This is a genomic window from Streptococcus sp. 449_SSPC (assembly GCF_001073005.1).
GTDB classification, from domain to species: domain Bacteria; phylum Bacillota; class Bacilli; order Lactobacillales; family Streptococcaceae; genus Streptococcus; species Streptococcus salivarius_F.
Genome location: NZ_JVGR01000026.1, coordinates 1 through 13,046, shown reverse-complemented (window position 1 = coordinate 13,046; position 13,046 = coordinate 1). Strand labels below are relative to the sequence as shown.

Annotated in this window: 10 protein-coding genes and 1 pseudogene; 3 read left to right on the top strand and 8 right to left on the bottom strand. The window is 42.1% G+C overall.

The window, feature by feature from the left end; translation table 11 throughout:
* Positions 1–231 precede the first annotated feature (231 nt).
* From ADH51_RS05935 to pnp, 5 genes are all read right to left on the bottom strand, one after another.
* Positions 232–633 (bottom strand): Mini-ribonuclease 3, encoded by a 402-nt coding sequence (locus ADH51_RS05935; RefSeq protein WP_002886359.1) that lies wholly within the window; start codon positions 631–633, stop codon positions 232–234.
* Positions 626–1,969, bottom strand: coding sequence for a cysteine--tRNA ligase (cysS, locus tag ADH51_RS05930; protein ID WP_048675190.1), 1,344 nt, complete (start codon positions 1,967–1,969; stop codon positions 626–628). The genes ADH51_RS05935 and cysS overlap by 8 nt, the downstream gene beginning before the upstream one ends.
* 376 nt (positions 1,970–2,345) lie before the next feature.
* A complete protein-coding gene (gene cysE / locus ADH51_RS05925) occupies positions 2,346–2,966 on the bottom strand; it encodes a serine O-acetyltransferase (RefSeq protein WP_014633706.1) in 621 nt (206 codons plus the stop codon).
* Positions 2,967–3,051: 85 nt separating this feature from the next.
* Entirely contained in the window at positions 3,052–3,822 is a 771-nt protein-coding gene (locus tag ADH51_RS05920) for an SseB family protein (RefSeq protein ID WP_048675187.1), read from the bottom strand.
* Entirely contained in the window at positions 3,819–6,056 is a 2,238-nt protein-coding gene (gene pnp / locus ADH51_RS05915) for a polyribonucleotide nucleotidyltransferase (RefSeq protein WP_048675184.1), read from the bottom strand. The genes ADH51_RS05920 and pnp overlap by 4 nt, the downstream gene beginning before the upstream one ends.
* 209 nt (positions 6,057–6,265) lie before the next feature.
* Between pnp and pbp3 (ADH51_RS05910) the strand changes: the two genes are divergently transcribed.
* Positions 6,266–7,513 (top strand): D-alanyl-D-alanine carboxypeptidase PBP3, encoded by a 1,248-nt coding sequence (pbp3, locus tag ADH51_RS05910; protein ID WP_048675180.1) that lies wholly within the window; start codon positions 6,266–6,268, stop codon positions 7,511–7,513.
* A 144-nt stretch (positions 7,514–7,657) separates the two neighbouring features.
* Positions 7,658–8,914, top strand: coding sequence for a D-alanyl-D-alanine carboxypeptidase PBP3 (gene pbp3, locus ADH51_RS05905; RefSeq protein WP_048675177.1), 1,257 nt, complete (start codon positions 7,658–7,660; stop codon positions 8,912–8,914).
* 129 nt (positions 8,915–9,043) lie between these two features.
* Here pbp3 (ADH51_RS05905) and ADH51_RS05900 read toward each other — a convergent pair whose 3' ends face one another.
* Together ADH51_RS05900 and ADH51_RS05895 are read right to left on the bottom strand one after the other, a co-directional pair.
* A complete protein-coding gene (locus tag ADH51_RS05900) occupies positions 9,044–11,494 on the bottom strand; it encodes an ATP-dependent Clp protease ATP-binding subunit (RefSeq protein WP_048675175.1) in 2,451 nt (816 codons plus the stop codon).
* Complete coding sequence (locus ADH51_RS05895) at positions 11,495–11,950, bottom strand: CtsR family transcriptional regulator (RefSeq protein WP_014633783.1); 456 nt, start codon at positions 11,948–11,950, stop codon at positions 11,495–11,497.
* A gap of 317 nt (positions 11,951–12,267) precedes the next feature.
* On the opposite strand from ADH51_RS05895, the gene ADH51_RS05890 reads away from it, so the two are divergent.
* On the top strand, positions 12,268–12,738 hold the full coding sequence (locus tag ADH51_RS05890; RefSeq protein ID WP_048675173.1) for a COG2426 family protein: 471 nt from the start codon (positions 12,268–12,270) through the stop codon (positions 12,736–12,738).
* A 185-nt stretch (positions 12,739–12,923) separates the two neighbouring features.
* On the opposite strand, the pseudogene ADH51_RS09880 reads toward ADH51_RS05890, so the two are convergent.
* Positions 12,924–13,046 (bottom strand): annotated as a pseudogene (locus ADH51_RS09880) (IS200/IS605 family transposase); the annotation flags it as partial.

Sequence of the window (13,046 nt, the reverse complement as noted above, 5' to 3'; positions counted from 1 at the left end):
CTGTCAAATTAGTTTTATTAAAAAAACGCTATAATATCGGGGTTTTACACGTGTCAGACATCCCTTAATTTTCTCATTTTTAAGATGCTAAATATTAGTTTCATCTTATTTTTCATTGTCAAGACGCTGAATTACTTTGATTCTCAAATAATCTAAATGTTGAAACTCCGGCTAACTGTTACAATTTTTATAGCCTTTAAATAACAAAAAATCCTGCTCTCGGCAGAATTTTTAGATTTCTTTTTCAACTTCGTCAATACACCAAGCAATCAGTTCCTCTAAGCGAGCAATATCCTCTGTCATATGAAGATAGCCCATGACTGCTTCGAAGCCTGTTGACATTTTGTAGGTAATGACATCTGTATTTTTAGCCTTGGTATGGCTATTGGCATTACGACCTCGTTTATAGATATCTAGCTCTTTTTCAGTCAAAAGCTCTTGCTCTAGCATTTTTTCAATGAGACTAGCCTGGGCCTTTGCCGACACATAGCGTGTAGCTAGACGGTGCAATTGGTTTGGCTTGGTCTGACCTTGAAAAATCAGGTGACGGCGAATGTACAAGGAATAAACAGCATCTCCCTCAAAAGCGAGAGCAATACCATTAATAAGGTTGACATCAAGGTGTTTAGTCACGTGTCCACCTCACACCATCCTTGGTATCAAGAAGCTTGATACCTTGAGCAGCTAACTCATCGCGAATGCGGTCTGCTGTCGCAAAGTCTTTGTTGGCACGCGCTGCTTGACGCTCTTCAATGAGTTTTTCGATATTTTCATCAAGGACTTCTTCTTCGAAAACAATACCGAAGACTTGGATCATTTTTTCAAAAGCATCCTTAACGGTTTGGTCATAATTGCCTGAATTAATCCATTTGGCCATGTCAAACAGAACAGTCACACCATTTGCCGTGTTAAAGTCATCATCCATAGCTGCCTGGAAGGCTTCAAGATAAGTTTGCAACTCATCTTGATTCACCTGATCTGTCAATGGAAGACTGTAGGTGTTTTTCAAATACTTAAGATTGACTTCAGCATCATGAATAGCTTTTTCAGTAAAGTTAATTGGCTTACGGTACTGTTGTGTTGCTAGGAAGAAGCGAAGCACTTGACCATCGACTGTCTTAAGCATATCATGAACCGTTACAAAGTTACCTAAGGATTTTGACATTTTCTCATTGTCCACATTGACAAAACCGTTGTGCATCCAGTAGTTGGCAAAGGTCTTGCCAGTTTTGGCTTCTGATTGGGCAATTTCATTGGTATGGTGTGGAAACTCAAGGTCTGCCCCTCCACCATGGATGTCGATGGTATCTCCAAGGATTTCAGTCGCCATAACTGAACATTCGATGTGCCAACCAGGACGACCAGGTCCCCACGGGCTGTCCCAAGAAACTTCTCCCTCTTTGGCAGCTTTCCAAAGGGCAAAATCCAGAGGATTCTCCTTACGTTCTGTTTCAGCATCCGTACGTCCGCTTGCACCAATTTCAAGATCTTCCAAAGTCTTGTTAGCCAATTTAGCATAGTTGTTTGACTTAGCTACTCGGAAGTAAACATCACCTTCAGAGACATAGGCGAATCCTTTGTCAACCAAGGTTGACACAAATGCAATGATTTCATCCATGTAGTTAATAACACGAGGATTTTGTGTCGCTGGTTTAATGCCAAGCTGTGCAGTATCTTCCATAAAAGCCGCGATAAACTTGTCCGACAATTCTTTAGTTGAAATGCCAGCTTCATTGGCTGCCTTGATAATCTTATCATCTACATCCGTAAAGTTAGAAATATAGTTGACTGTGTAGCCACAATACTCAAAATAACGACGAATAGTATCAAAAGCTACTGCTGAACGGGCATTTCCGATATGAATATAATTGTAAACTGTTGGTCCGCAGACATACATATTGACAACATTTTCTGTCAAAGGTACAAAATCACGGAGCGAACGCGTCATCGTATCATAAATTTTAATCACTAGAGATTCCTTTCAATTAACTGGAAACTATTTTTTATCCTTGATATGGTTTAGGTATAAACACAAGAGTATCACAAGAATGATAATCCATATAGCCGCAACTAGCTGACCTTGAGCCAAGAGAGACATAGCTGAAAGGAAACTCCCAACTATATAGAAGACCAAAAAAGGATTGTTTTTGAATAAATTTTTCATAACTCAAGTATTACTTGTGACGTTGCTTAAAAACAAGACCAGCCCATAAAAGAGCAATGCAAAACCACAAGGCTGCCATGCTATAGTCTGCTCTATGTAAAGCAATGTAAACAAGGGCAAGAGGGCCCACGACCGTCAATCGAGTCACCTTTGAACTAAAGAGTTTCATCGTTTCCTTTCCTTATAGGCGTGATGAGTGGAAGCTAGCTGCTTTTAGAAGGTCTTCTAGTTTTTCGCTATAGTATTCACGTCCTTCTTCAATATCGTGGATAACTTCTTCGTCCTTTTGACCATGAACACGCACAACCTTAGCAGGAACACCAACGACTGTAACATCTTCTGGGACATCCGCAACAACCACAGCTGCCGCACCGACCTTAGAATTCTTTCCAATCTCAATAGGGCCTATGACCTGAGCATGGGCTGAAACCAAGGCACCCTCACGAACGGTTGGGTGACGTTTTCCGACATCTTTACCAGTACCACCTAAAGTGACACCGTGGTAAAGCATAGCACCCTTCTCCACAACAGCTGTCTCACCAATGACAAGGCCTGAGCCATGGTCGATGAAAACACCTTCAGCAATCTGAGCCCCTGGGTGAATCTCGATTTGAGTCCAGAAGCGCCAAAACTGACTATGCATACGCGCTAAGAGTCGACAATGGTGGCGCCAGAGAAAATGTGAGATACGATGAGCAGCCAAGGCTTTTAATCCAGGGTAGGTTAAAAGAACCTCCAGACTCGTCCGAGCTGCTGGGTCATTTTTCTTTACTATATCAATACTTTCTTTCCACCAACCCATTTAGGTCACTCCTTACATCATTATTGCTATTATTGTTTGTTGTAGCCCTACTATTCTTTAAAGTGGAAAGCTGTGAACACTAATTCTACTCGCTATCCCCTTCAAAATAAGACCAGTCGACTAACTCAGGCTGCTCATCAAACGGATTGATGACAACACCTTGAACCTTATCCAACTCATTTTCACCTGTTGAAGGCTGGTAAATTTCTGACAGTGGCCATTGTAAAATCGTCCCTTTAGCCTTACGGAAAGGTAGGCCAAAAGTTTCGTTACCGTACCATTTTGCAAAGCTCGTTAAGTTCGTAAACACAGGCACATAACTCTGTCCCTCTGCATTCGACATGGTCGCAAAGAAACGGTCATCCTGACCATCTTCCTCGCGTTTGTGAATGAAGGCTGGAACAAGATAAATCTTATCTTTAGAATCTGCCTTTTGATTTTCCTCACCCAAAAGATTATTTAAGGTCTGAGTGAAATAGTTGATAAACTGGATAAGTTCACTGCTTGCAAACAGAGTGGTATTTGAGAAATCACCATCCTCTTTTAAATTGAAAGCAAGACCAAAAAGTTCTGCCTGAACCAGTTGTGTTAGGATATCCAAGCTTGAACGTTTTATCCAAGTCTGTTCTCGAGCACTCTCTTGAGTAGCTTTGAAAGATTGTAAGTCCTGTTCACTAGTGAAGACAGGAACAACCTTCTTGCCTTCCACTTCAACTGCGTAGAGGTCATGGGCAGCCAAGACGGGAGTACGTTGTAGGTGATTAACCAAAGCCAGACTGGTCAAAAAGTGGTCTGGTTCCTTTAAAAATTCTTTTAGAGTTTCATCAAAAGCTTGCAATTCTTGATTTTCTGTCATTCTTCTATCTGTTCTTTCGTTTCTGATTTATCAGGATTTTTCGGTGCTTCACCATTTTCATTATGGTGGCGTGGTTTGTGATGAGAACGACGGCGGTGACGATGCTCTCCTTTATTTTCCCCGTCCTCAATCTTTTCAGGCTTAGGGAGCAAGGTCTTGATTGAGGCATCGATACGTCCTTTTTCATCGATTTTGATAACTTTAACAGTTACCATATCCCCAACCTTAACCACATCTTCGACACGCTCAGTGCGTTCCCAAGCTAGTTCTGAGATGTGGACAAGAGCATCTGTCTTATTAAAGAGGTGGACAAAGGCACCGAACTTTTCAATACGCACAACTGGTACAGTGTAAACCTCTCCAACCTTAGCTTCACGTACAAGATCGGAGATGATAGCTTTAGCACGGTTAATGGCATCCTGATCACTAGAGAAAATCTGAACAAGACCTTCTTCATCGATATCGATAGTGACACCAGTCTCAGCGATAATCTTGTCAATCGTTTCGCCACCTTTACCGATGACAACCTTAATCTTGTCAACAGGAATCTGAATACTGTCAATCTTAGGCGCTGTTGGTGCCAATTCTGGACGTGGCTCAGCGATTGCTGACTCAATAACGTCAAGAATCTCAAAACGAGCTACCTTGGCTTGAGCCAAAGCCTCTTCGAGAATGGCAGGTGTAATACCTGAAATCTTAATATCCATCTGAAGAGCTGTAATTCCTTGACGTGTACCAGCTACTTTAAAGTCCATATCTCCAAAATGGTCTTCTAAACCTTGAATATCAGTCAGGACAGTGTAGTTAGTACCATCTGAGATAAGCCCCATGGCTATCCCTGCAACAGGCGCCTTAATCGGTACACCACCAGCCATAAGAGCCAAGGTTCCTGCACAAATAGAGGCTTGTGAGGAAGAACCATTTGACTCCAAGACTTCTGCTACCAAACGGATAGCGTAAGGGAACTCTTCAACACTTGGAAGAACCTGAGCAAGGGCACGTTCACCTAGGGCTCCGTGACCTATTTCACGTCGACCTGGTGCACCGTAACGCCCTGTTTCACCCACTGAATACTGAGGGAAATTATAGTGGTGAAGGAAACGTTTCTTATACTCTGGATCCAAACCATCAACAAGTTGTGTATCACTCATAGGTGCTAAAGTCAAAACTGACAAGGCTTGAGTTTGTCCACGTGTAAAGAGACCTGAACCATGAACCTTAGGAAGAAAGTCAATCTCTGCATCCAAAGGACGGATTTCATCCACACGACGACCATCTGGACGAACCTTATCCTCGGTAATGAGACGGCGTACTTCAGCATGTTCCATCTGCTCAAGGATTTCTGCTACATCACGCAGAATGGTTTCCTTATCTTCATCTTCTGCAAAGCGTTCTTGATAAGAAGTAAGGACCTCTTCTTTAACAGCCTGGGTTGCTGCTTCACGCGCCAGTTTTTCTTCCACCTGAACAGCCTTAGCTAACTGATCATAATAAGCCGTTTCGATTTCGACTTTCAAATCAGCATCAACTTGTAGAAGTTCAACCTCAGCCTTTTCCTTACCAACAGCTGCAACGATATAATTTTGGAAATCAACCAACTCTTGAATAGCCTCATGTCCCTTCAAGAGTGCTTGCAGCATAATATCCTCAGACAATTCCTGAGCACCCGACTCTACCATATTGATAGCTTCCTTGGTACCTGCCACTGTCAAGTCTAAAAGTGAAATTTCCTTATCCGCTACACTTGGGTTGATGATGAAATCTTCTGCGGCATAGGCCACTTGAACCCCAGCAATCGGACCATTAAAAGGAATGTCAGAAATAGAAAGAGCTAAAGAGCTGCCAAACATAGCTGCCATCGGAGCACTAGCATTCTCATCATAAGAGAGGACGGTGTTAATGACTTGAACTTCATTTCGGAAACCTTCCGCAAACATAGGACGAATAGGACGGTCAATGAGGCGAGCAGTCAACGTGGCATCTGTTGAAGGACGACCCTCACGCTTGTTAAAGCCCCCCGGGAACTTACCAGCTGCATACATTTTTTCCTCATAATTAACCTGTAAAGGAAAGAAATCTGCAGTTACCATCTTTTTAGACATAACAGCTGTTGATAATACCGTTGTATCTCCATAACGCACGACGACAGCACCATTAGCCTGCTTGGCTACCTGCCCAACTTCAACGACAAGCGGGCGTCCTGCAAAGGTCATCTCAAAAGTTTGTTTAGCCATGTTTGATCCCTCTTTTTATCCATGACCAGCCCTTATAAAAACGAACCGGTCAACTTTATGTCATTCATTTGATATAACTTTCATTTTACCATAATATAGTCAAAAATGGCAGAGCTCCGGCATAAGTTAGCAGCTAAGATTCCCTTTCTCTCAGATATTTAAGTCGTTTTGTGATATAATAAACACTTATGAGAGACAAAGGAATGACTATGAAAAAATTACAACACATCATTATGATTGCCTTAATCTTACTAGGCCTAGTAACACCTGCTCTAGCACAAGAACAGACAGATGACTTCAATGTTTCCGCTAAACATGCGATTGCTATCGAAGCAACTACAGGAAAAGTCCTCTATGAAAAGGACGCCACTACCCCTGATGGTGTGGCTTCAATGACTAAAATCCTAACAGCCTACATGGTCTATAAAGCAGTTGACCAAGGAAAAATTACCTGGGACACTGAAGTAGATATTTCAGACTATCCTTTCAACTTAACCGTTGATTCAGAAGTTTCAAATGTCCCACTGGATTCCCGAAAATACACTGTTAAACAACTCCTAGATGCCACCCTCATTTCCAGCGCTAACAGTGCTGCTATTGCTCTGGCTGAAAAAATCTCAGGATCAGAGAGTGCCTTCGTTGACACTATGACAGCCCAACTAAAAGAATGGGGCATTACAGATGCTAAATTATTTAACGCTTCTGGTCTAAATAATAAATATCTTGGGGATAACCGCTATCCTGGCTCAAAACCAGACGACGAGAATACGATGAGCGCCCTAGATGTTGCCATTATTGCAGACCACCTCATCAAAGACTATCCTCAGGTACTTGAAATCACCAAGCAAACCGAAACTGATTTCGAAGGTGACAACAAATTAACGACGCACAACTACATGTTGGAGGGGCAAGACAACTACCGTGAAGGCGTTGATGGACTCAAGACTGGAACAACCGAACTTGCAGGGGCATCCTTTGTAGCCCACTCCAATGAAAATGGCATGAGTTTGATTACAGTTGTTATGAATGCGGACAATGGCGGAGAGGATGAAGCTGCTCGATTCACAGCCACAAATGAGTTGCTAGATTATGTGACTCAAAACTGGGAAATCAAAACCCTCAACACCAAGGGACAAATCATCAAGAAAAATGATATTAAGGTAGCCGATGGAGACCGTCAAACCATCTCTGCTAAGCTCGAGTCAGACCTTACAGTCATTCAAAAAATAAACAGCAAAAATGATGCTGTTAAAATCAAAGCAAAAACCATAACAGCACCTATCAAAAAAGGTGACACTATTGGAACAGCAACCTTTGATGATAAGAATCTCGTAGGAACAGGTTACATCTCTGATCCGCCTCAAATTTCGGTAACAGCCAACCAATCTATCAAGAAAAGTTTCTTCTTAAAAGTTTGGTGGAACCATATCGTTAATTTCTTTACAGGAAATAAGTAAACACAAAACTACCTTTTAGCTATCAAAAGGTAGTTTTATCTTGCCTTCAAAATTAGTCCTGTTAGTAAATGCCCCTTCTCTACACCTTATGTTCCTCTCAAAATGTGGTATAATAAATATCCAAAACACATGAAGGAACAAACCATGAAAAAACTGATTACGCTTATGATGACCTTCTTACTCTGTCTGGGAAGCGTAGCCCCTGCTTTTGCAGCAGATAAGAAAAAAGGATATGATGCCGCAGCCAAACATGCCATCGCTGTCGAAGCTACTACTGGCAAAATTTTATACGAAAAAGATGCAACCACCTCTACGGGGATTGGCTCTATTACCAAGCTTCTAACAGCCTATATGGTTTATAAAGCGGTAGATCAGGGAGACCTCAAATGGAACAGCAAAGTTGACATTTCTGACTACCCATTTGAACTAACTGTCAGTGCCGGAGTATCTAATATTCCACTAGACGCCCGCAAATACACTGTCAAACAACTTCTTGACGCAACTCTTATTTCCAGTGCCAATAGTGCATCGATTGCTCTAGCCGAGGAAATCGGAGGAACCGAAAGTAAGTTTGTCGACATGATGAAAGCCCAACTTAAAGATTGGGGTATCACTGATGCCAAGATTGTCAATGCCTCTGGTCTCAATAATTCTTACTTAGGTGACAATATCTATCCAGGCTCTAAATCAGACGAAGAAAATACCATGAGTGCTAAAGATGTTGCTATCATTGCACAACACGTGGTGAAAGAATATCCTGAAATTCTCGATATCACTAAAAAAACTGAGGCTGATTTTGATGGTGTTAACAAACTTAAAACCTTCAACTATATGCTTAAGGGACAACCTAGTTACCGTAAAGGGGTGGATGGCCTAAAAACGGGAACCACTGATTTAGCCGGTGCCTCCTTCGTGGCCCACTCAAATGAAAGTGGTATGAGCATTATTACAGTCATTTTGAATGCTGATAATACCGATACTGATGACTACGCCCGTTTTACTGCAACCAATGACCTACTTAATTATGTGGTCTATCATTGGGAAAGCAAGACCATTGCCAAAAAAGGGCAAGCTATCGGTAAAAGTCAAGCCCATGTCCTTGATGGTAAATCTAAGCAAGTCACTGCTGTCGCTAAGTCTGACTTTAATATCATCCAAAAAATAGATGCTAACAATAGTAAACACATTAAAGTCACTACAAATCAAGTCCAAGCCCCCGTCAACTCAAGTAACAAGGTTGGAACAGCTACCTTTGAAGATAAGTCGCTTGTAGGAGAAGGTTACTTGCCTAACCAAGGTATGCCTAGCATGGAACTGGTTGCTGGTAAAGAAGTTAAGAAAAGCTTCTTCCTCAAGGTCTGGTGGAATCACTTTGTCAACTTTGTCAACGAAAAACTCTAATCATTACAGTCGAGCTTTGCTCGGCTTTTTCTTTTACCCCAACTTTACAGAAAGATTGACTCTATCTTGACTCCTATTGACACAACAAAAAGACAAACTACACCTGTAATCTGTCTTTTTGTTTGATTTTTACACTACTGTAAAGGTTAATTTATCTTTCGAGCATCCAATCTTAAGGGTTTGTCCACTAACTACTTGGCCACCTAGTAAGAGCTCAGATAACTTATCCTCCACCTGAGTTTGAATCGTGCGACGTAATGGACGAGCACCCATCTCAACATCATAGCCATCTTTAGCTAAATGTTTGAGGGCAGCTCGTTGGAATTTCAAGTCAATCCCTTTTTCAGCCAAAGCTGATACCAACGGTTTTACCATAATCTTGACAATCTCACGAAGCTGCTCTTCCTCTAAACTATGGAAGACAACCTTTTCATCAATACGGTTGATAAACTCTGGGCGGTAGGCCTTCTTAAGTTCTTCCATGATACGTGACTGCATAGCTTGGTGATTATGAGAAATGTCTTGGACTCCAAAACCAACAGTCTTATCATCACGAAGAGCAGTCGCTCCCAAATTCGAAGTCATAATGATAATGGTATTTGAGAAGTCAACTTTACGACCTCGACTATCCGTCAAGACACCGTCATCCAAAACCTGTAAGAGAATATTGAAAATGTCTGGGTGAGCCTTTTCTACCTCGTCAAAAAGAAGAACTGAGTAAGGCTTGTTACGAACTTTTTCTGTTAACTCACCACCCTCATCATATCCAACATAACCTGGAGGAGCACCGTTAAGGCGGCTAGCCGCAAATTTTTCCATGTATTCTGACATGTCAAAGCGAAGCAAAGCTGACTCATCATCAAAGAGAACCTCCGCCAAAGCCTTGGCCAATTCTGTCTTACCAACACCAGTAGGTCCAAGGAACATGAAGGAACCAATCGGACGTTTGCCAGTACGAATACCTGACTGGTTACGACGAATAGCACGACTAATCGCTGAAACTGCTTCGTCTTGACCAATAACACGTTTGTGAAGCTCTGCTTCCAGATTCAAGTAACGCTTGCTATCTGCCTGAGTCATCTTCTCAACAGGAATACCTGATAGACGACTAAGGGTTTGCATAATCTGATCTGCATCTACCAAGGCAGGTTTTGGTAATTTTGCTTTTTGGCTAGCCTTATATTGTTTAACAGCAGCCTTCATATCACCAGATAGAAGCGCTTCGTCCAAAGGCGTTATTTCAAGTTTGGCTTCTTTTTTGATACGACCTTGAACAGTTGCACTCGCTTCATCTAAAAGGTCAATGGCAGAGTCAGGTAAGTTTTTACTCGTCAAATAACGGTGGGCTGCCTTGACTGCTGTCTCAACCGCCTCATCAGTAATCGTTACACGATGATAGTCTTCATAAGACGACCGTAGGCCTTTTAGAATATCAATCGCCTCAGCTACACTTGGCTCCTCGATTGTAATCTTAGCAAAACGACGGGAGAGGGCTGCATCTTTCTCAATATGCTTTTGATACTCAGCTTGAGTGGTTGCTCCAACCATGTGAAGAGTCCCACGTGCTAGAGCAGGTTTCAAAATATTAGCCGCATCCAGGGTACTATCGATACCTGATCCAGAACCAATAATCGTATGCAATTCGTCAATAAAGAGAATGATTTTTCCATCAGCTTCAATCTCATCGATGATTTGATTCATACGTTCTTCGAAATCGCCACGGAAACGTGTTCCGGCAACCACACTCATCATATCAAGCTCTAAGATACGCATATCAGCCAACTCAAAAGGTACCTCGCCCGAAGCAATACGCTGTGCCAAACCAAGCGCAAGGGCCGTCTTACCAACACCTGCTTCACCCACAAGAACTGGATTGTTCTTCGTTTTACGGCTTAAAACCTGAATCATGCGTGAAATTTCTTTCTCACGTCCAATAACAGGATCAAGGGCACCTGACTCGGCTACTGCCGTTAAGTCTTTGGTGTAATCTGACAGTTCCCCAGTAGAAGATTGAGGAGGCTGCATCATATTAGCAAAATTCCCTGATGCCTTTGACTTTTTAGGCTTACGAAGGTCGTGAATGGCCTTCAAATCTTGCTTACTAAGACCTGCGTAACGCTCCAAAGAACGTCGTAAATCAATAATGCGAGGCTTATCACTATCATCCTTATATTGAAAACCAGCGACTTCAAGGAGGCGACAAACCATCAAATCCTTATGAAGGAGAAAGGCCATCAATACGTGTTCAGACCCTACCTCTACAGCACCAGTTACACTAGCAATTCCCTCTGCCTCTTGCAACATAGCCCCTAAAGCATGTGACTGTGCACGTAAATCGATAATATCTGATTCAGACAAGTCTTTTGGACTTTTCTCCATCGCTAGTACAGCAGCGGTCTCAATCTCTTCCGCACGAATACGGTCCTCAAAATCAGTAAATGTTAGGTAGGCTACAGATCCTGGAACCTCAACCATAGCCAGAAGCACATGCCAAGTCTCCAAGAAGGGACTTCCAAAACGCTCTGCCTCAAGCTGAGCACGATGGAAAATGGCCTGCATTTTTCTTGAATATGTCGTCATCTAATTTCCTTTTCTATCCAATCTAAGTAATAGCGAGCGCAGAATACGCGAACGAATAGCGGCCGCATCTTCGCCTAAAACATCATCACTAGCAGTTGCTAAAATCAAATTTCCCTCACGTTCAGTGATGATTTTTTCATCAAAAAGCAACTGAATCAAGTCTGTAAATACCTGCTCGCTGAGCTGATCCGCCAAGTTCTGAAGCAAATCATTAATCATGTGGTGCTTGTCGGAGAATCTGACCTTGACGATACGAATATAACCGCCACCTCCACGTTTACTCTCAACAATATAACCACGACTTTCTGTAAAACGAGTCTTAATAACATAGTTAATCTGACTCGGTACAACTTGAAAAGTATCTGCTAAGTTCGAGCGTTGAATCTCAGCAATTCCAGACTGGCCCAGCAATTCTTTAATATATTCTTCTATACTATCTGATGTATTTCTTGCCATCTTAATTCCTCCAGTCTAATTTGACTATAACTGACTATTATTATACCAAAAATGTCAGCTCATGGGAAACTATACCTTCAAAAAGCTTTTTAAAGTTGTCATTAGAGACCATATAAGATACAATAAATAAGACTAAAATATTAGGTAACTTAAGGTGTTTGATTCAAATTTTCTATCCACTTTGACAGGCTGAGACCCACCTAATCCAACAAGTACTTTTTAGCACTTTCGCAGTAGTATTAGTCTTATCACTCTCGATAAAGCTCATGTCATTTTGAGTCTTATCTCTTATTTTATTCCCCTATGAAAGGTTACTCATGAAATACATCATTGCACTCTTAATCTCTATGATTCCTTTGGTTGAGCTCCGTGGAGCCGTTCCTGTTGCTATCGCCTCAGGTATCCCTTGGTGGCAAGCCCTAATTCTTTGTGTCATTGGGAACATGATTCCAGTTCCAATTATCTTCTTCTTCGCCCGCCGTGTCCTCGAATGGGGGGCAGATAAACCTCTAATTGCTGGCTTCTTTACCTGGTGTCTTAAAAAAGGTCACAGTGGTGGCCAAAAACTTGAAAAAGCTGCTGGAGATAAGGGTGTCTTCTGGGCCCTTCTACTTTTTGTGGGAATTCCGCTTCCAGGAACAGGAGCTTGGACTGGTACCCTAGCAGCATCTATCCTAGATTGGGACTTTAAACGTAGTGTTATTGCTGTTATGCTTGGAGTTATCCTTGCAGGTATCATCATGGGAACACTCTCTCTTCTACTTGGTGTAAATACCTTCGCTCATTAATTACTTTTTCAACGTCTGGGACATGCTCAGACGTTTTTTAATAGCAGTCAAAACCACCCGTGAGAACGGGTGGCTTGCTCTTCGGCTGAAAGCCTCTGCTTCCGGCCGAGGCCTAAAGGCCTACCGAATGGTTTCCCTTCAGCACCACCTTTGCTAGCTGACCCGTCTAGCGGGTCTCTTTAAGATTACTTTCTTTTATTCTTCTCACCTGTAAACGGATCATACTCCTCAAAAAGACTGAGCTGATCTGCTATCACGTCTTCTTGTAATTGATTACGAATATATTCTTCAATTCGCTTCTGATTTCG

Excerpts from the sequence above, each read along its gene's own strand:
- cysE (WP_014633706.1), bottom strand. The coding sequence starts at position 2,966 with ATGGGTTGGTGGAAAGAAAGTATTGATATAGTAAAGAAAAATGACCCA.
- ADH51_RS05920 (WP_048675187.1), bottom strand. The coding sequence starts at position 3,822 with ATGACAGAAAATCAAGAATTGCAAGCTTTTGATGAAACTCTAAAAGAA.
- pnp (WP_048675184.1), bottom strand. The coding sequence starts at position 6,056 with ATGGCTAAACAAACTTTTGAGATGACCTTTGCAGGACGCCCGCTTGTC.
- pbp3 (WP_048675180.1), top strand. The coding sequence starts at position 6,266 with ATGAAAAAATTACAACACATCATTATGATTGCCTTAATCTTACTAGGC.
- pbp3 (WP_048675177.1), top strand. The coding sequence starts at position 7,658 with ATGAAAAAACTGATTACGCTTATGATGACCTTCTTACTCTGTCTGGGA.
- ADH51_RS05900 (WP_048675175.1), bottom strand. The coding sequence starts at position 11,494 with ATGACGACATATTCAAGAAAAATGCAGGCCATTTTCCATCGTGCTCAG.
- ADH51_RS05895 (WP_014633783.1), bottom strand. The coding sequence starts at position 11,950 with ATGGCAAGAAATACATCAGATAGTATAGAAGAATATATTAAAGAATTG.
- ADH51_RS05890 (WP_048675173.1), top strand. The coding sequence starts at position 12,268 with ATGAAATACATCATTGCACTCTTAATCTCTATGATTCCTTTGGTTGAG.